Here is a 17316-nt window from a genome sequence, read left to right on the forward strand (position 1 = left end):
GCGGCTTCGACACCGCCTGCCCTATTCACATGGCCTGTCAGGACTTACATCTTTTCGGTGCCAAGCGCGAAAGTATCGGCCAGCACGCGGTAGACATCGCTCTGTTCCATGTAACCACGGAAGCCTTCGGCACCTGGACCTGCCGCCTGGAGCACGACATCGTCGACGGCGTGGACACCGCTGTCCTCGTCCTTCGGAAGGTTGCCCTGCACAAAGACGGCACCGGGCACATCCTTGTAGGCTTCATTGGCGACGTATTCCTTCTTCTCGTTTTGAACAGCCGGAACGAAAGGGCCGTCGAGCTTCGGACGGAAGGTTTCATAGTGGTCCGGGCCGTTATTGGCGGCCATGAACAGGCGACGCGAAACATCGACGCGGTCCGGATAGCCGTCGCCATCCTTGTCCTCATAGTTCGGGAAGCCGGCCGCCGCATAGGTGCCGACCTTCTCGCGCATTTCCGTGCCCGGCTTGTTATCGTCGACAGTGCCGATGATCGAGACGCCATGGGTATGGTCGCCGGTGACGACAACAAGCGTATCCGGGTTCTTGGCCTGGAACTCGCGGGCGACGGCAACGGCCTTGTCGAACTCGATCGTATCGACCAGAGCGCGATCCCAATCGAGCGGATGGCTCATCTTGTCGATGGAGGCACCCTCGACCATCAGGAAGAAGCCGTCCGGGTTCTTGGAAAGCTTGCCGAGCGCGACCTTGGTCATATCGACGAGGCCAGGCTGGTTCGGGAACTTGTCGACAGTGCCCTTCTTGAGGAACTCACGATCGAGCGCGACGTCTAGATTGCCGGTGTGGAACAGGCCGAGCAGCCTGTCCTGGTTAGAGCCGGCGGCAGCCGCCAATTCGTTCTTGTCGGTCGCAACGGCATAGCCGGCATCCTTGAAGAGCGCGATATAATCCTTGTCGTCCTTGCGCTTGGAACCGGGCACGCTTTTCGCCAGGAAATAGGCCGAGCCGCCGCCGAGCAGGACATCCGGCTTGACGTCATACATCATGCCGACGATATCGGCCTTGTCGCCACGCTTGCGGGTATGGGAGACGAGCGCTGCCGGCGTCGCATCCTCGACTTCGGCCGTGGTGACGATGCCAAGCGACTTCTTGCCGGTGCGGCGCAGGGCCTCGCCGATGGTTTCGACCTTGGGATCGTCGAGGCTTGCCGGCGTGCGGTCGGCATAGACGCCGAGGGCGTTCACGGCCGACTTGTGCCCGGTCATATAGGCCGACATGGTGTTGGCACTGTCGGTGGCAATCGCCGAGGTCGAGGACGTGCCGATGAAGGCAACCGGCGGGATGTCGTCCATGGCGAGGCGGCCATTGGCCTTGCCTTCGGTCATGCCCTTGGACATGAGGCGGGCGCCGGTGCGATGCGCAACCGAGAGACCATCGCCGAGCAGGAAGATGATGTTCTTGGCTTTCGGCGCCGCCGAAGTGCCATAAACATCCCAGTTGACGGATTTCTTCTCGTCGCCGGCCGAAACCTCGACCTTGTACTGGCCGGGCTTTGCGAGCTTGACGCCACGCAGGATCAGCGCAGATCCGAGAACCTTGTCCTCAGCACCCTTCTCCTCGGCGACGAAATCGGCCGCCTTGCCGAAAACCGCGTCGTAGCTTTCGCCGTTGACCGTGACTTTCACGTCTTCCGGCTTCACGACCTGGCTGAATTCCACTTTGAAATCGAACGGAGAGCCGGCGAGTACCGTTGCCCGGTCCAACGGATAGACTGTCGCTGCATGGGCTGCGCCGGACATTACGGTCGCAGACATCATGGCGAGAAGAAGTTTACGCATTTATACCCCCTGCGTTTGGTTGCTTCCCGCTCCCCACATATAAAAGCCAGATGACAATCATGTAAAAATGGGTCGACTTTCGGCAACCGCTAATTCCAAAACAGAAACAGATAAGCAATCCTGATTGTATGTGCCGCATCTAAAATGCTGCGCAATCACGCAAACGGTCCCGTCAATTCGTCGTCATCCGCAATCCATTACCATGCAAGCTATGCTGATCGCAGTGAGTGAAAACTTGCTATCTTAACCGCAAGGGCAAATATTACGCACGTTTCGTGAGGATTTTGAGGATTTTTCGCAATGGAAGAACAGCTCGATAAACTGGATCTGCGCCTGCTAGAGGAGCTTCAGAAAGACGGCAGACTGACGAACAACGAGCTGGGCGAACGCATCGCACTATCCCCTTCGCAATGCTCGCGCCGCCGCACACGGCTGGAGGCGGAGGGCTATATTCGCAGCTACCAGGCCAATCTCGACCGGCAGAGGTTGGGGCTGGATATGCTCGTGGTCATTTCTGTGACGCTTGCCACTCACAACAGGGACAACGCCCGCCGTTTTTCGCAGCTCATCAACGGTCTGCCCGAGGTGCTGGAAGCCTATGCTTTGACGGGCGAAATGGACTATCACCTGAAGGTCGCCACCCGCGGGCTTACCGATCTCTCCCGTTTCGTCAACGACGTGCTGCTTCCGCATGAATCGGTCCAGCACGTGAAGACGGCGATCGTCCTCGATACCCTCAAGACCTTTGAGGGATTTCCGGTTCATTTGCCGCACGGCTGATATGGCGAAGGCGCTTGGCGGTCACCACTACGCGGCTGTGCCCTGTCGAGCGTCAAGGGCAAGTTTTGAGGGGTTGCTTTCTGCGCATACAGCCTTTCCAATCATACCAAGACAATCTCCTTGGCGAGGATCGGCTTGCATGACCACGGATGTACAGACGCGGCATTTCGAAGAATTTGCCGAAGTCCTGCTCAGATGCAATCATCTGTATCATCCCAGCAACGATTCCATCGCCTTGCGCAATGCCGTCGAAAGCAGGCGCCAGATAGAGATATTCGACTATAGCCGCGCCGCCGATGCCTTTATGCGTGCATTCGGGATGCGCAACTCTCTGAAATGCCTGCAGGCGCTCACCAGCCTTCGAGCAACTGTTCACAAGTATAGAAGAGTATGTGACCTCGGCTGTGGCTCCGGCGCTTTCAGCCTTGCCTTTGCCTATCTCGCCGGCAATCCCGAGCTCCAGCTTCACGGTCTGGACATATCCGAACATCAGCTTTCTCTCGCCCGGGAACTGATATCGGCTGCCGGACTGCCTGGGCGTTTCCAGTTCGAGCAACGAAACCTGCCGGCACCGATCGGCTATCTTCCCGACCTGACGATCTCCTCCTACTGGTTTTGCGAAAATGAGCACGTTATCGCCGACGCGGAGCTTTTCAGCCTCATGGCGGGACGGGAGATGCTTGTTGTCGATTATGAGAAGATAATCGACCGCATCGCAACCTGTCTTCCAAAAGGATTCCACATCCTCGGGCGGCACAGCGGTCACGTCGAAATTCCCCCTGCCCTGGCGGATTTCGTCGCCCAGGAGAGAGCAAGCGTTTACGGCATTCACATCGGTCGCGCCACGGTTGAGACGGGCAAATGATGTTGCTGCTCTCCCGCAAAATGCGCGCAAGCCTCTTGAAAGGCAAACAATCGCTTCCCAGCTATTGGCCAACCCGCTGGTCCGGGCCCCTCTGGTGAGAGCCGTCGGCGCTCTTGCGATGTCGGACCGTTTCCGACACCGCGCCGACAGGGGTTCTCCGTCATGGAAACGTCTTTGCTCTTCGTCGAGTGGCTGGGAAAGCCGCTCTGGATGTGGATGAGCTTCCTGGCGCTCGTCATCGCCATCCTCTCTTTCGATCTTGGCGTCCTGCATAAGGAAAACAAGGAGATCGGCGTCGGCGAGAGCATCAAGCTCTCCGTGCTCTATATCACCCTTGGCATCGCTTTCGGCGGCTGGGTATGGTGGTATCTCGGCGCCGATTCCGGCCTTGCCTATATGACGGGCTTCGTCGTCGAAAAGACGCTGGCTCTCGACAACGTCTTCGTCATTGCCCTTATCTTCGCCTTCTTCGCCGTGCCCCGCCTCTATCAGCACCGCGTGCTCTTCTGGGGCATTCTCGGCGTCATCGTGCTGCGCGCGATCATGATCGGCGTCGGCGCGACATTGGTGGCCGAGTTCTCCTGGCTGCTCTATGTTTTCGCCGCCTTCCTCATCATCACCGGCATCAAGATGCTGGTCGTGAAGGATGCCGAGCCGGATGTCTCGAAGAACCCGCTCGTGCGCTTCATGCGCAGCCGCTTCAACGTCACCGAAAATCATCATGGCGAGCGCTTCTTCATCAAGCAGCCACATCCGCAGACCGGTAGGATGGTCTGGTTCATCACGCCGCTTTTCATGGCGCTCGTGCTGATCGAAGTGGCCGACGTGATTTTTGCCGTGGATTCGGTTCCCGCGATCTTCGCCATCACCACCGATCCGTTCATCGTCTACACGTCGAACATCTTCGCGATCCTCGGCCTGCGTGCACTCTACTTCGCACTCGCCGCCATGATTCACCGCTTCCAATATCTGAAGCCGGCGCTCGCCATCGTGCTCGTCTTCATCGGTTCGAAGATCTTCGTCGCCGATATGCTGGGTCTCGAAAAATTCCCCGCCGCCCTCTCGCTCGGCATCACCTTCGCCATCATTGCAAGCGGCGTCGGCTGGAGCCTGCTGAAGACGCGCGACAAGGCCGAAAGCGCCTGATGCCATGGGGTGCCCGCACTGCGTGGCACGTCCCTCCCCGCTTCGAACAGTTTTCTGACAAGGTGCAAATATGATCTCCAATCTCCTCGCAGCCCTTTTTGCAACTTTCGCCCTCGGTCCTCTGCAAGCCGAGATCGAGCGGCACGCCGTTGCCGCCGGTCAGCCGGCCGAGACCCTCAGGCAATCGCAGGCATGTCTTTCGTCCGAAGTCCCGGCGCTGGCGCGGCGCGCCTCCGAAGATACTTTCTGGACGATTTCCACCATCGTCGGCATCTCGACCGGCTGGAGCAGCCCTGCCGATCTGCTCGACAAAAGCAATCCGGACTGTGCGCCCGTCATCAAGCTCATCCGAGGAAAGGGGGAAGCTGCCGATGAAGCCTGAGGCTACACCTACATCAGCCACGTCCGGTGACGTCGGATGACGCAACAGACAGCCGGCACCACACAGCATGACGATACCGCATCGGCTCGGCTACGCGACCTGGCCAGGCTCGCCCATGAGCAAGGCGGTATTTCAGTGGGCGAAGTGCTCTGCGGCCTCGGGCATACGAGCACGGCCTTCACCATTCTCTTTCTCTCCCTGCCCGCCCTGATCCCGATACCGGGACCGTTCGGCGTCGTATTCGGCAGTGCGCTTGCCCTGGCGGCGGCGCAAATCGCGGTCGGTCGCCGGACCATATGGCTGCCAGCCTTCCTGAGCCGGCGCAGGCTTTCGCCGTCAATCGTGGAACTCACCGTGCGTTACAGCGCGCCGATCCTCGCCAGGATCGAGACGGTCGTCCGTCCCGGCCGGCTGGCCCTTTTTACGGGCGCCACCATGCAATGGCTGCTCTCGTTCCCGATCTTCCTGTTGGCGATCGCCATTGCGCTGCCGATCCCGCTCGGCAACTATATGCCGGTCTTTGCCCTCGTGGCGATCGCGGTCGCCCTGATGGCGCGGGATGGCCTGATGATCCTGGCGGCGCTATTCGTCTCCGCTCTGGCTTTTGTCGCCACGGCGGGTCTTGTTCGGATGGCCGTCACAGGTCTGAACGCAATCGGATCATAGACGCCCCTCCCCAATATTTCGGGTCTTGCCAATGGCGGAGGGCCTGCCATTTATGCCAACGACATATTTATCGGTCGTAAAATCAAATCCGCCGGAGGATTTCAGCGCATGCCATCAAAGCCCCCGTCATTCGTCCGTATGATCACTCTCGGCAGTTCCCTCGCTATTGCCCTTGGCGCGCAGACGGCGATCGCGCAGGAGATGGCTGGTGTTTCTCCGTGGCCCGACACGCCGACCTCGCGTCTGGAAGCGCTGGCAATCCTGCAGACACTGAATGCCGATCTCCTCAGCAATGCCAGCGCCACGCTGACGCTCGATCGCTGGTGCGCTGCGCATAAGCTTGCCCCGGAAGGTTCGAAAATCGTTGCACAGCGCGTGCGCGGCCAGGACAAGCCTGCCGGTGCTGAAATCCGGAAACTGCTGGCGGTCGGAGCTGACGAGCCTGTCGCCTATCGCCGCGTGCGCCTCGCATGCGGCGATCGCGTGCTGTCGGAGGCGGATAACTGGTATGTGCCGGCAAAGCTTACGGCAGATATGAACAAGGCCCTTGAAACGAGCGACGTCGCCTTCGGTCGTGCCGTTCAGGCCCTTAATTTCTCCCGCACGAATCTGTCGGCGAAGTTACTTTGGTCGCCTCTCCCGCAAGGATGGGATAGCGGCGCCGATCTGCCACCCTCCGCCGGCGCGCCTCTCGCCCTACCTCCGTTTCTTCTCGAACATCACGCCGTATTGAAGCTGCCGGACGGCACGCCGTTCAGTGCGCTCATCGAAAGCTATACCAGCCGCGTGCTGGACTTTCCTGCTCCGCATCTGCCCGCGCAATAGACGCGGCGCGCGACCTAACAACCCCACCGAAATTCAAAGCTCCGCCGTACGCCGATTATCGGAGCGGGGGAGCTTTTGTCGACTGTGCAACACAGGAAAAAGCCAGTTTCACGCAAGTCACTCTCGCTATCGTAGCAGCATCAGCAACGTGCGAGGAACCAATGAGCATCTTTGGTAGCATGAAAACGTCCGTTTCAGGCATGAACGCGCAAGCAAATAAGCTTAGCACCGTGTCGGACAACATCGCGAACGTCAACACAACGGCCTACAAGTCGGCAGACGCCAGCTTTTCATCATTGATCCTGCCTTCGGGCGGCGGCAGCTACAATTCCGGCAGTGTCGAGACGAATATCAGCTATTCGGTGACGCAGCAGGGCGACGCCATATCGACGAACTCCGGCACCGACCTGTCGATCAGAGGCGCCGGCTTCTTCGTCGTGCAGGGCGCCGACGGCAAGACTGTTCTGACACGTGCGGGTGACTTCAAACCGGACGCCAGTGGCAATCTCGTCAATTCCGCCGGCTACACGCTGATGGGCTACTCCTATGCATCCGGCGCGCCTGCCGTCGTCGTCAACGGTTTCGACGGCCTCGTGCCGATCAACGTCAACCAGAGCGGCCTTGCCAACTCTCCCTCGACCTCGGGCAGCTTTACCGGCAACCTGAATTCGGGTGCCAAGGTCGTCGTACCGAGCGCTACCGAGACGTTACCGGGCGCAAACCTGGCGACAACCACGACGGACACCCAGAAGAGCTCGGTGGTTGCCTACGACAAGCTCGGCAACACTGTCATGTATGACATCTATTATACCAAGACGCAGGCTGCCGACATCACCACAACACCGCCGAAGACGGATCAGTGGCAGGTCGCCGTCTACCGGAATGCCGATGCGGCGACGGGTAGCGGCTCATCCTTCCCCTATTCATCAGGTCCTGTAGCAACGAGCACGCTGACCTTCGATACAAACGGGAATATGACAAGCGGCGGCAGCTTTACGATCACCGACCCGAAGACTGCCGGGTCGATTGCGATGGACCTGACCAAGATGACGCAGAAAGCCTCGGCTTTCGCCTCCACCGGGTCTACCAACGGGCAGGCAGCGGCGCCCGTCACTGGCGTCACCATCGACAAGAACGGCGTCGTCTACGCCAACTATGCGAAAGGTGATCCGAAGGCGCTCTATCAGATTCCGCTTGCAACCGTCGCGAGCCCGGACAAGCTGACGCTCATGAGCGGCAACGTCTATCAGGCGAATGCCGACTCCGGCGTGACCGTCACCAGCTTCGCCAACAGCAACGGCCTCGGCTACATCCAGTCCAACTCGCTGGAAGCATCGAACGTCGACCTGGCCGGCCAGCTCACCGACATGATCCAGGCGCAGAAGAGCTACACGGCCAATTCCAAGGTGTTCCAGACGGGCTCAGACCTACTGGACGTGCTGGTCAACCTCCAGCGCTGAGTTTCGCCTCGACCAATCACAAGGGCCCTTCGGGGCCCTTTTCTATTTCGCCTTAATGCGGCCACGACCTGACGGTGTTACCCTGGCTATGTGCAATGTTTTCTTCGCATCATAGGGACCTGAGCTTCGCCATATTTGCGCCGCGATCGCTGAAGAATGCTGACACAAAACCGGCAGAGACAATGAATGGCAGGCACAGAATTTTCCTTGGCGCAGAGATTCCCGCGCCTGTTAGGCTCTCGTTCAGCAAAGCAGCGCACAAATATGATTTCTGGATTCGAACGCATGGCAGCCGGGCTTGTGGGGCAGGCTGGCTGTCAAAGTTGCTTTAGACGGCAGCGGTGTGTGCGGACCCAGGATATTTGATAGGAGAACCATTTCCGTGCGGTTGAGATATGCCCTTCGAAGCGTCGCCCAGATGCTCAGCCTTTGCTCCCTCGCCCTCGTCATCCCCGCCACATCGCAATCACTGGCAGCGACCCGGCAGCCGGATATTCCGGGGTGGCTCGGCGCCTATGTCGGCGCCGGCGACGGGCAGATTGCCCTGCCTGTCCTGCAGAGAGCCCGTGCGCTCTACATGCGGAAAGTGAGCGAAGGCACGGTCAGAAATCCCTGCTACTTCGCCATGGACGCCACCCGACCGAACACGCCGAATGACGGCAAGTCGGCAGGCCGCTTCTATATCGTCTGCGAGGCGACTCAGACCTTTCGTGTCGTCTCATCGGGCCATGGCAGCGGCCGCGATCTCAAAGGGGTTGCCGATTTCGGTAATGGCCGCATGTGTGCGAAGAACTTCGGCAACGCGATGGATTCCAACCTGACGACGGGCGGCTCCTATCTGACGGAAGAGACGAAGACGACCTTCAAGGGTTACTACAAGCTCTCGCAGGCGAAGGAGGTCGCCTATCTTCGCACCTTCCTCCAGTTTGACGGTGAGGGAGAAACCGCCAATGCGCGGCAGCGAGCCATCGGCGGACATGCAGCCGCCAAGGTCGCTGGCATTTGCATGAAGAAAGACCCGCAGAGCCCCTATGCCAACCGGGACGGATATGTTCCGCTCGGGAAGCTGGTCGAATATGCCGGCGGCCGCAGCGACGGCTGCACAAGCTGGTCAGCCTCGGATGCCAATCAGATCATCTCCATGGTGAAGGACAATCCGACGACGCTTTACATCTATCCCGAATCCTCGGACATCAAGGCGGTTGCCAAGGCCGTTGCGGCCGGACATCCCCCTGCTCAATCCGGATTGTACTGGAACGAATCCTGCCTGAAGGAAATCGGCACGCCCAAATTCTGGCCCAAGGAGACCCTCGAGCCGATCATCGTTCAGTATAAGAAGGACCATCCCGCACCGCCTGCCCGGCCGATCCCGATCTGCGATCAGCAGTGAGTCTCGTGAAGGCAAAGTCCGGAAATTCGACAAGCGACGGTCGGTCGTCGCCGCAGTCTTCAAACGAGGCGAGAGCTCCTCGCCACACTGCAGGGAGTGACCACGAGAGATGCTAAGTGTTTTCCCGGTGCCGCAAGCGGATAAAAAGGGCAAGCCGCAAGCGTTAGCAGACGCTATATGGATCGACCTCCTAAGCCCCACCGGCGCCGAGCTGAGGGAGGTGGAAGAAGCCGTTGGTGCTCCCCTCCCTTCCCTGGGCGCTCTCAGTGAAATCGAAACGTCGAGCCGGCTGAGAAATCAGCATGGCGTGCTCTATATGAGCACGCCATCGGCCGCCCGACATCCGGAGGGAGCCGACACAACCCCTCCTATCGGCTTCGTTTTATCTGCGCATCGCCTCGTCACAGTCCGGTTTATGACATTGCCGGCGGTGGACGCGGTTGCGGCCAGCTTTGCCGCACAGGATGCGCCGACATCGAGCCTTGAAGTGTTCACCCTGCTCTGCGAGGACATCGTCGACCGCGTCGCCGATGCCCTTGAGCATCTGGCAGGAGAGCTCAACGGCCTTTCAACGAGCGCCTTTCGCGCGGAGGATCCTCGCGGCCACCATGCAGCCCGTGCCAACAAGCTGCTGCGAGCACAATTACGCCAGGTGGGGCGTCTGGGAGACCGCCTCTCCGAGATTCGAGACGGTCTGCAGGGTCTCGGACGTGTTGTGACCTATACGGAACAGCAAGCCAAGAGCTGGTCGGAAGATCTCGAGCCGCGTCTGCTAGGGCTATGCCGAGATATCCACTCGCTCGTGGATTATGAAGAGCAACTTTCCAACAAAGTCCAGTTCGTGCTGGACGCTCTGGTCGGATTGATCGGCATCGCTCAGAACGACATATTCAAGGTTCTGACCATCGTGTCGATCGCGGGCATTCCCCCAACCCTTATTGCCGGCATCTACGGCATGAACTTCAAGAACATACCCGAATATGATTGGGCTTGGGGATATCAATATGGTTGGGCGGTCATCATATTGAGCACCGTCATCCCACTGGTTTGGTTCAAAGTAAAGGGCTGGTTTTGACGCAGCATGTCTCGAGCAAGGTGGTCTTTCCGCATGAGGGCGTCATAGAAGAAGAGGGCAAGCCGGCCGAGATGTTCACATCACCCAGATCGCTTCGGTTCCACCAATTTCTCGCTCAAGAACGCAGCTGACCAAAGGCCGCATCAAAGTCGCAGCAGCGTACCCGAAATGCCTTTCAATAGAATATCGACGGCTTGTTCGGCATAGGTGATCCAAGGGGAATACGCTTCGATGGGTCTCTGTTGCCAATAGAGCGATGACAGCGGATGTGCGTCACTCTTGGACGGTTTTTAAACTGCCTTACCAGCCATAGCTGAAGGTAGCGCCAATACCGTTATCCCCATCCTGCACCACGTTGGTTTCCGTATTTCGCCCGTATTGGAAAATGCCGTAGGCATTGTTATTGCCATTCTGCTGCAAGGTCGCCGAATGGCCATTGCCCCGTTGCTGGATCAAGCCGATGTTACCGCGGCCAGCCTGAGCGATGCCGGCCGCATTCCCCCGGCCCAGCTGCCGAATGTCGGCGCCCTTCAGATCGCGGTAGAGCGAATAGACCCGCAATCCGGTGGAGAAAATGTTGGCATCCTCGGCATTGTCAGGCGCGAGGTTGAACGAGATCCGGCCGCCAGCATAGGCTGGCGCGCCCAATGCCACCTGCCCCAGGGTCCCGGCAAGAAGGGTGACGGTAAGGATCTTAAACACGTTGCGGGTCATCCTGATCTCCATGTGTCGGCTGCCTTGGCCGATGATCAACTCTCGCATTTTGCGGCTGAACCAATTCGGAATTGCCCGTTCAGTTCTCGTTCAGTCATTTCAGGCTGATGAAAGACAAAAGGGCGCCGGAAGTCGGCGCCCTTTCAGGGAATTTGCGGGACCTGTAGGCCGATCAGTCGTCGCCGCTCTGCTTTATGCAGCTGAAACTCTTATTTCCGATCACGACATCCAGCGTCGCCTTGTATTCCGTTCCTTTGGAGTCGAGCGAAACGGAACTGAGGATTGCTGCCTGTCCCCCCTTGGCATCGAAATCGCCGCTTTGGTTGGTCGCGGAGCTGCCACCGTTTCCGGCTTTTTCGACATGGAAAGTATAGGTCCCGCCGACATGCTTGTCGGCGTGGACGAGCGCATCCAATCTCACCATACCTGCTCCAGGCGTTGCCTTGATTTCGCAAAGCTGCGCCCCGTCGGATTGATTGGCCGCAGTCATGGCCGCTACCGTGCCGACGGGAAGCAGGACCAATGCTAGAATCGCCATCAGGTGGCGCGGATATTTGACGTTATTTGCCATGGGTCATCCTCCTGACGGCCTGCTGTTGGTATCCTGGTATCTTTGTCGTTGCGCAGTCGTGTCCGTGCCTTAAGGGCATGCCTGGACGAAGGCCGCGACATTGCCGTTACCGCCCTGGCTGACATTGGCGCTGCAACCATGACCGACCTGTACGCCGGCCGCGATGTTGCCATTCCCGTCCTGGGTAAGGATGGTTGTATGGTTGGAGCCGAACTGACCGATGCCGGCTACGTTGCGGTTACCGTTCTGATAGGTGGCGCCATAGTTGTCGTTGCCTTCCTGACCGACCGCCGAGAGATTGTGACGACCATATTGATGGCCGATGATCCGGTTATAACCACCGTTCTGATAGGTTCTGATCCGGTTTCCGTATCCTTCCTGAGCACCGCCTGCGGAGTTCGACCAGCCATATTGTTCGATACGCACATCATTGGCCATGGCGGGGGCTGCGGCGGTGATGCCAACGAGAGCGGCGAGTGCGGTTGCAATGATAGACGTGCGGATCATGACTATGTCTCCTGAGGCGGATAGGACCGCGGTTGAACGTCTCTCTTCTAGAACCTGTCCTTGGAACGGAAGCTGAAGGCACCATTCAGACAGCGTTCATTCGCAGAAATCCGCGCCCGGATCGTCGAGGAGCGAGCGCGCCATGCTGTGGCAACGCCGCTCCAACGATCGTACTCAGGCATGTAAAACATCTTCAACGGGCCGGAGACTGATCAGGCATCGTTGCGATGTCTGACGTAGCCGTTCTCCTTGCGATCATGCCTTAGATCTGGGCTTGACCGCCGTCGATGAAGAGTTCGATGCCGTTTATGAAGGAGGCCTCTTCGGATGCCAGGAAGAGGACTGCCTTGGCGATCTCCTCGGGCTGCCCGATGCGGCCGGCGGGAATAAGGCTCGCGAGGTAGTTCTTCGTGTTCTCGGCGCTCTCACCATTGCCGAAGAGTTCATCGAGACCGGCTGTTTCGGTGACGCCGGGACTGACGGCATTGACGCGAATGTGGCGATCCTTGAGATCAAGGATCCAGTTGCGGGCGAAATTACGCACGGCGGCCTTGGTTGCCGAGTAGACGCTGAAGGCAGGCGTGCCGGAGATGCTCGTGATCGACGAGGTGAGGACGATCGAACCGCCATCGCGCAGGAGCGGCAGCGCCTTCTGAACGGTGAAGAGCGTGCCCTTCACGTTGGTGTCGAATGTCTTCTGATAGTGTTCTTCGGTAATCGCGCCGAGAGGCACCATCTCGCCGCCGCCGGCATTCGCAAAAACCACGTCGATGTGCGAATGCTCCTGCTGAACAGCATCATACAGGCGGTCGATATCGACAAGCTTGCCCATATCTGCCTGCACACCTTTGATACGGCCGCCGATCTGCCGAATGGCAGCATCGAGCGCTTCCCTGCGCCGGCCCGTGATGAAGACCGCAGCTCCTTCCTGGGAGAAAGCTTTTGCGGTGGCAAGGCCAATGCCGCTCGTGCCGCCGGTTACAATCACGACCTTGTTTTCGAATTTCCTGCTCACTGTCATACTCCTTTGCTGCGGCTCGTTGCCGTTGAGAAGAACATGCCAGCAGAACGATGCTGCAAATAGCAGGCAAATTTGATACTTATCGTTCCAAATGGAGAACGACGATGCGACCTGACCTCAACGATCTATTCTACTTTGCCGAGGTCGTCGCCCACGGCGGGTTCGCTGCCGCGGGACGAGCTCTGCGCGAGCCGAAGTCGAAGCTAAGCCGGCGGGTTGCGGGGCTGGAAGAGCGGCTCGGAGTACGGCTGATTGAAAGATCGAGCCGCCGCTTTCGGGTGACCGATATCGGCCAATCCTTCTATGAGCGCTGCAAGGCGATGCTGGCGGAAGCCGAGCGCGCCGAAGCCCTGGTGGCTGAAGCTCAATCGGAACCACATGGCCTGATCCGCATGAGCTGTCCGACAGGACTGGTCGAACCGATCTCCGCTCTTGTGATGCAATTTCTGGCACGGCATCCGAAGGTGCGCCTGCAACTCGTCGCGATCGATCGCCCGGTCAACCTCATCGAGGAACGGATCGATGTCGCGCTCCGGGTCCGAACATCGCTCGATGGCGATGCGTCGCTGACCATGAGGTCGCTCGGAAATTCGGTCCGAATTCTCGTCGCAAACCCACAGGTCGCCAGTCGCATCCGCAGCCTCGATGACCTGCCGACCCAACCGACGCTGTCGACGACGGATGACCAGAGTGAGGTCAATTGGTTTCTCGAGACGGAGGAGGGCCAGACGCATATGTTCCGCCATGAGCCGAGAATGGGCTGCGCCGACTTTACCGCCGTGAGGGCAGCCGCGCTTGCAGGGCTGGGCATCGCATTGTTGCCCGATCACACTTGCCGGCAGGCGCTCGATCAGGGCGAACTCGTGCGCGTATTGCCGAGCTGGCGCGGAGTGAAGGGATTGGTCCATATTGTGTTCACGACGCGCCGCGGTCTTCCGCCGGCCGTCCGCAGTTTCATCGATAGCCTCGCTGCCGGTTTTCCCAAGGATGCACTGGTACGCTAAGGCAATTCTCAGCCTTGTGCCAAGTCGAACGCACCTTTAAATCTGCACACTGTTCATGCAAATTTTTCTGTTGCTTAATTTTTCACCAGAATCGTGGCACCCTCTCAGCAACGAAATCAATAGGTTACGATCTGGCACGCCGCTTGCTTCATGTTTTGGTGAGTTGGTGGCTAGGGTTCCGGCGCTTCACATGGAGCGTGGCTGGTCCGAGAGCCACCACCGGCTGGGGGAGAAATCCCACCGGATGCACGGCGGGATAAAAGCCCGGGAGACCTCGTAAGCCAAGGGATTGGCGGCGCGATGGTCTTTGCCGATCCCTTTTTGACAAAAGCAAAAGGGGAATTTCAATGCAGACTTTTTCGAAAATCCTTTCCGTCACAGCCCTGTCCGTTTCGCTGGCCCTCGGGCTCGGTTCCGTCGCCAGTGCTGCGCCGAAGACCAGCTTCAAGGTCGCCTGGTCGATCTATGTCGGCTGGATGCCCTGGGGCTATGCGAGCGACCACGGCATCGTCAAGAAATGGGCCGACAAATACGGCATCAATATCGAGGTCACCCAGTTCAACGACTATGTCGAGTCGATGAACCAGTATACGGCCGGTGCCTTCGATGCAGTGACGCTGACCAACATGGACGGCCTGTCGATTCCAGCTGCCGGCGGTGTCGACACGACGGCCGTCATCGTCGGCGACTTCTCGAACGGCAATGACGCCGTCATCCTCAAGGACAAGACGAGCCTTGCCGACATCAAGGGCCAGAACGTCAACCTCGTCGAATATTCCGTTTCGCACTATCTGCTTGCCCGCGCCCTCGACAGCATCAAGCTCAGCGAACGCGACGTGAAGGTGGTCAACACCTCGGATGCCGATATGGTCGCAGCGTACAAGACGCCTGACGTCTCGGCCGTTGTCACCTGGAACCCGCTGGTTTCGACCATTCTCGAGGACCCCAGCGCCAAGAAAGTCTTCGACAGTTCGCAGGTCCCGGGCGAGATCATCGACCTGATGGTCGCCAACAGCAATGTGCTCAAGGACAACCCGAATTTCGGCAAGGCACTCGCCGGTATCTGGTATGAAACGGCCGCGCTGACGAAGGCCGACACGCCGGAGGGCAAGGCTGCCCGCGAGGCCATGGGCAAGGCATCGGGTACCGACCTCAAGGGCTTCGAGGCGCAGCTCGCCGCAACCCGGCTTTTCGACAAGCCCGCCGACGCGCTTTCCTTCACCGCCTCGCCGAACCTGCCGAAGACCATGGATCTGGTGCGCAACTTCCTCTTCCAGAAGGGGCTTCTCGGCAATGGCGCGCCTTCCGCCGATGTCATCGGCATCGAAATGCCCGACGGCAAGGTCCTCGGCGACGGCAACAACGTCAAGCTTCGCTTCACCGAAGCCTACATGAAGTCGGCCACCGACGGGTCGCTCTAAGCTTCCTTGAACGGCGGCGCGCCAGCGCCGCCAGCCTTTCCGCGGAGCCTTTCATGCGCTGGATCAATACCAAGCCAAGTCCCGGTGCGCAGCTTGCCTTGACGCTTTTGCCGTTTGCGCTGCTCATCATTGCCTATGCGATCGGCTCTGCCTCAAGGCTTGCCGAAAACGCCAATGACAAGCTGCTTCCGAATTTCGCCGGCTTTACCGACGCCATCAACCGCATGGCCTTCATCGCCGATCCGCGCACGGGAGATTACCTTCTGTGGTCCGATACCGGGGCAAGCCTCGTCCGGCTGCTCTCCGGCCTTGGCATCTCCACGGCGATCGCGCTTTGCCTGGGCATGCTGATCGGCATGCTGCCCTATTTAAGAGCGCTTCTTTCGCCCTTCGTCGCCGTCATTTCCATGGTCCCGCCGCTGGCATTGCTGCCCATCCTCTTCATCGTCATGGGCCTTGGGGAAACCTCCAAAATCGCCCTGATCGTCATCGGTGTCGCACCGACGATGGTCCGGGATCTGGCCCTGAAGGCGCTGGAACTGCCGCGCGAACAGATCGTCAAGGCCGAGACGCTTGGCGGCTCATCCTGGCAGATCGCCCTTCGTGTCGTGCTGCCGCAGATCCTGCCTCGGCTGATAACCTGCCTCAGGCTGCAGCTCGGCCCGGCCTGGCTTTTCCTGATCGCCGCCGAAGCGATCTCATCCGATTCCGGCCTCGGCTACCGCATCTTCCTCGTTCGCCGCTACCTTTCGATGGACGTGATCTTTCCCTATGTCGTCTGGATCACCCTGCTTGCTGTCGTTATGAACTACCTGCTCGATCGCATCCGCATTGCCGTCTTCCCCTGGTCCGAACTGGAGAAGCAGGCATGAGCGAACTCAAAATCGAGAAGGTCTGGAAGGAATATGGCGACCAGATCGTGCTTGAGGATGTCTCGCTGACGGTCGACTCGCGTGCCTTCGTCGCGCTCGTCGGGCCCTCCGGCTGCGGCAAGTCCACCTTTCTGCGTATGCTTTTGGGGCAAGAGCAGCCGACACGCGGGACGATCCTGCTTGATGGCGCGGCCCTGCCTGCGGAACCCGGCGCCGATCGCGGCGTGGTCTTCCAGCGCTATTCGGTCTTTCCGCATCTGACAGCACTCGGCAACGTGCTGCTCGGCAAGGAGCTCGCCGCTTCGCGCTACAAGGCGAGGTTGTTCGGCTCGGCACGCCGGAACGCCATTGAGGAGGCGCGCGGGCTTCTTGCGGAAGTCGGTCTTGCCGGCGCCGAGAACAAATATCCGGCCCAGCTTTCCGGCGGCATGCAGCAGCGCCTGGCGCTTGCCCAGGCGCTCATCATGCGGCCGAAAGTGCTGCTGCTCGACGAACCCTTCGGTGCGCTCGATCCGGGCATCCGTGCCGAAATCCATACGCTGATGAAGCGCCTCTGGCACGAGACGCAGATGACCGTGGTCATGGTGACCCATGACATGCGCGAGGCCTTCACGCTTGCGACCCGCGTCGTCGCCTTCGAGCGCCGCCGCGACCGGCCGGAGGAGAAGGAGCGCTACGGCGCCACCATTACCAAGGACATTTCCATTTGGCCGCCGCGCATTGCCGGCGCAGCCTCGATCTTTGGCCCCGACCGGGACGGCCCGGTCTCTTCCCTGGGGCACCGCCGGGACGACCTGGCACCATCGGGAGATATTTAG

General features: G+C 59.4%; 18 protein-coding genes, 1 pseudogene and 1 riboswitch. Of the genes and pseudogenes, 14 read left to right on the forward strand and 5 right to left on the reverse strand.

Annotated features, from left to right (window positions below):
• Positions 1–44 precede the first annotated feature (44 nt).
• Positions 45–1799, reverse strand: a complete 1755-nt coding sequence (locus RTCIAT899_RS29650; protein ID WP_041678255.1) for an alkaline phosphatase — start codon at positions 1797–1799, stop codon at positions 45–47.
• A gap of 300 nt (positions 1800–2099) precedes the next feature.
• Here RTCIAT899_RS29650 and RTCIAT899_RS29655 point away from each other — a divergent pair, with 300 nt between their 5' ends.
• The 10 genes and pseudogenes from RTCIAT899_RS29655 to RTCIAT899_RS34545 all read left to right on the forward strand — a co-directional run.
• Positions 2100–2579, forward strand: coding sequence for an Lrp/AsnC family transcriptional regulator (locus RTCIAT899_RS29655; protein WP_015343530.1), 480 nt, complete (start codon positions 2100–2102; stop codon positions 2577–2579).
• A gap of 139 nt (positions 2580–2718) precedes the next feature.
• Positions 2719–3444: an SAM-dependent methyltransferase gene (locus tag RTCIAT899_RS29660; RefSeq protein ID WP_015343531.1), complete on the forward strand. Its 726-nt coding sequence runs from the start codon at positions 2719–2721 to the stop codon at positions 3442–3444.
• 162 nt (positions 3445–3606) lie between these two features.
• A complete protein-coding gene (locus RTCIAT899_RS29665; protein WP_041678256.1) occupies positions 3607–4590 on the forward strand; it encodes a TerC family protein in 984 nt (327 codons plus the stop codon).
• 70 nt (positions 4591–4660) lie between these two features.
• Complete coding sequence (locus RTCIAT899_RS29670; RefSeq protein ID WP_015343533.1) at positions 4661–4972, forward strand: hypothetical protein; 312 nt, start codon at positions 4661–4663, stop codon at positions 4970–4972.
• Between the two features lie 36 nt (positions 4973–5008).
• Positions 5009–5638 (forward strand): exopolysaccharide biosynthesis protein, encoded by a 630-nt coding sequence (locus RTCIAT899_RS29675; RefSeq protein ID WP_015343534.1) that lies wholly within the window; start codon positions 5009–5011, stop codon positions 5636–5638.
• 108 nt (positions 5639–5746) lie between these two features.
• The gene (locus tag RTCIAT899_RS29680; RefSeq protein WP_015343535.1) at positions 5747–6463 is read left to right on the forward strand and encodes a hypothetical protein; all 717 of its coding nucleotides are present in this window, start codon (positions 5747–5749) and stop codon (positions 6461–6463) included.
• 161 nt (positions 6464–6624) lie between these two features.
• A complete protein-coding gene (locus tag RTCIAT899_RS29685; protein WP_015343536.1) occupies positions 6625–7923 on the forward strand; it encodes a flagellar hook protein FlgE in 1299 nt (432 codons plus the stop codon).
• A 382-nt stretch (positions 7924–8305) separates the two neighbouring features.
• On the forward strand, positions 8306–9313 hold the full coding sequence (locus RTCIAT899_RS29690; RefSeq protein ID WP_015343537.1) for a hypothetical protein: 1008 nt from the start codon (positions 8306–8308) through the stop codon (positions 9311–9313).
• A 127-nt stretch (positions 9314–9440) separates the two neighbouring features.
• On the forward strand, positions 9441–10388 hold the full coding sequence (locus RTCIAT899_RS29695; RefSeq protein ID WP_161624416.1) for a magnesium transporter CorA family protein: 948 nt from the start codon (positions 9441–9443) through the stop codon (positions 10386–10388).
• Between the two features lie 2 nt (positions 10389–10390).
• A pseudogene (locus RTCIAT899_RS34545) lies at positions 10391–10519 on the forward strand (histidine/lysine/arginine/ornithine ABC transporter ATP-binding protein); the annotation flags it as partial.
• A gap of 169 nt (positions 10520–10688) precedes the next feature.
• Here RTCIAT899_RS34545 and RTCIAT899_RS29700 read toward each other — a convergent pair.
• The 4 genes from RTCIAT899_RS29700 to RTCIAT899_RS29715 all read right to left on the reverse strand — a co-directional run bounded on the left by RTCIAT899_RS29700 (position 10689) and on the right by RTCIAT899_RS29715 (position 13195).
• Positions 10689–11102, reverse strand: coding sequence for a hypothetical protein (locus RTCIAT899_RS29700; RefSeq protein ID WP_015343539.1), 414 nt, complete (start codon positions 11100–11102; stop codon positions 10689–10691).
• A 172-nt stretch (positions 11103–11274) separates the two neighbouring features.
• A complete protein-coding gene (gene csgH, locus RTCIAT899_RS29705; protein ID WP_015343540.1) occupies positions 11275–11673 on the reverse strand; it encodes a curli-like amyloid fiber formation chaperone CsgH in 399 nt (132 codons plus the stop codon).
• 69 nt (positions 11674–11742) lie between these two features.
• Positions 11743–12180 carry a curlin associated gene (locus RTCIAT899_RS29710; RefSeq protein WP_015343541.1) on the reverse strand — a complete coding sequence of 146 codons (438 nt, stop codon included), beginning with the start codon at positions 12178–12180 and terminating at the stop codon, positions 11743–11745.
• Between the two features lie 262 nt (positions 12181–12442).
• Positions 12443–13195: an SDR family NAD(P)-dependent oxidoreductase gene (locus RTCIAT899_RS29715; RefSeq protein WP_015343542.1), complete on the reverse strand. Its 753-nt coding sequence runs from the start codon at positions 13193–13195 to the stop codon at positions 12443–12445.
• A gap of 110 nt (positions 13196–13305) precedes the next feature.
• Between RTCIAT899_RS29715 and RTCIAT899_RS29720 the strand changes: the two genes are divergently transcribed.
• From RTCIAT899_RS29720 to RTCIAT899_RS29735, 4 genes are all read left to right on the forward strand, one after another.
• On the forward strand, positions 13306–14205 hold the full coding sequence (locus RTCIAT899_RS29720) for a LysR substrate-binding domain-containing protein (RefSeq protein WP_015343543.1): 900 nt from the start codon (positions 13306–13308) through the stop codon (positions 14203–14205).
• A 159-nt stretch (positions 14206–14364) separates the two neighbouring features.
• Positions 14365–14478: riboswitch (guanidine-I (ykkC/yxkD leader) on the forward strand.
• A 74-nt stretch (positions 14479–14552) separates the two neighbouring features.
• The gene (locus RTCIAT899_RS29725) at positions 14553–15626 is read left to right on the forward strand and encodes a putative urea ABC transporter substrate-binding protein (RefSeq protein WP_015343544.1); all 1074 of its coding nucleotides are present in this window, start codon (positions 14553–14555) and stop codon (positions 15624–15626) included.
• A 53-nt stretch (positions 15627–15679) separates the two neighbouring features.
• Positions 15680–16498, forward strand: a complete 819-nt coding sequence (locus RTCIAT899_RS29730) for an ABC transporter permease (RefSeq protein WP_015343545.1) — start codon at positions 15680–15682, stop codon at positions 16496–16498.
• The gene (locus RTCIAT899_RS29735; RefSeq protein ID WP_015343546.1) at positions 16495–17316 is read left to right on the forward strand and encodes an ABC transporter ATP-binding protein; all 822 of its coding nucleotides are present in this window, start codon (positions 16495–16497) and stop codon (positions 17314–17316) included. The genes RTCIAT899_RS29730 and RTCIAT899_RS29735 overlap by 4 nt, the downstream gene beginning before the upstream one ends.

The organism is Rhizobium tropici CIAT 899, from assembly GCF_000330885.1.
GTDB lineage: Bacteria > Pseudomonadota > Alphaproteobacteria > Rhizobiales > Rhizobiaceae > Rhizobium > Rhizobium tropici.

Bases quoted from the DNA above. Each gene is read 5' to 3' on its own strand.
- RTCIAT899_RS29650 (WP_041678255.1), bottom strand. From the start codon at position 1,799: ATGCGTAAACTTCTTCTCGCCATGATGTCTGCGACCGTAATGTCCGGC.
- RTCIAT899_RS29655 (WP_015343530.1), top strand. From the start codon at position 2,100: ATGGAAGAACAGCTCGATAAACTGGATCTGCGCCTGCTAGAGGAGCTT.
- RTCIAT899_RS29660 (WP_015343531.1), top strand. From the start codon at position 2,719: ATGACCACGGATGTACAGACGCGGCATTTCGAAGAATTTGCCGAAGTC.
- RTCIAT899_RS29665 (WP_041678256.1), top strand. From the start codon at position 3,607: ATGGAAACGTCTTTGCTCTTCGTCGAGTGGCTGGGAAAGCCGCTCTGG.
- RTCIAT899_RS29670 (WP_015343533.1), top strand. From the start codon at position 4,661: ATGATCTCCAATCTCCTCGCAGCCCTTTTTGCAACTTTCGCCCTCGGT.
- RTCIAT899_RS29675 (WP_015343534.1), top strand. From the start codon at position 5,009: ATGACGCAACAGACAGCCGGCACCACACAGCATGACGATACCGCATCG.
- RTCIAT899_RS29680 (WP_015343535.1), top strand. From the start codon at position 5,747: ATGCCATCAAAGCCCCCGTCATTCGTCCGTATGATCACTCTCGGCAGT.
- RTCIAT899_RS29685 (WP_015343536.1), top strand. From the start codon at position 6,625: ATGAGCATCTTTGGTAGCATGAAAACGTCCGTTTCAGGCATGAACGCG.
- RTCIAT899_RS29700 (WP_015343539.1), bottom strand. From the start codon at position 11,102: ATGACCCGCAACGTGTTTAAGATCCTTACCGTCACCCTTCTTGCCGGG.
- csgH (WP_015343540.1), bottom strand. From the start codon at position 11,673: ATGGCAAATAACGTCAAATATCCGCGCCACCTGATGGCGATTCTAGCA.
- RTCIAT899_RS29710 (WP_015343541.1), bottom strand. From the start codon at position 12,180: ATGATCCGCACGTCTATCATTGCAACCGCACTCGCCGCTCTCGTTGGC.
- RTCIAT899_RS29720 (WP_015343543.1), top strand. From the start codon at position 13,306: ATGCGACCTGACCTCAACGATCTATTCTACTTTGCCGAGGTCGTCGCC.
- RTCIAT899_RS29725 (WP_015343544.1), top strand. From the start codon at position 14,553: ATGCAGACTTTTTCGAAAATCCTTTCCGTCACAGCCCTGTCCGTTTCG.
- RTCIAT899_RS29730 (WP_015343545.1), top strand. From the start codon at position 15,680: ATGCGCTGGATCAATACCAAGCCAAGTCCCGGTGCGCAGCTTGCCTTG.
- RTCIAT899_RS29735 (WP_015343546.1), top strand. From the start codon at position 16,495: ATGAGCGAACTCAAAATCGAGAAGGTCTGGAAGGAATATGGCGACCAG.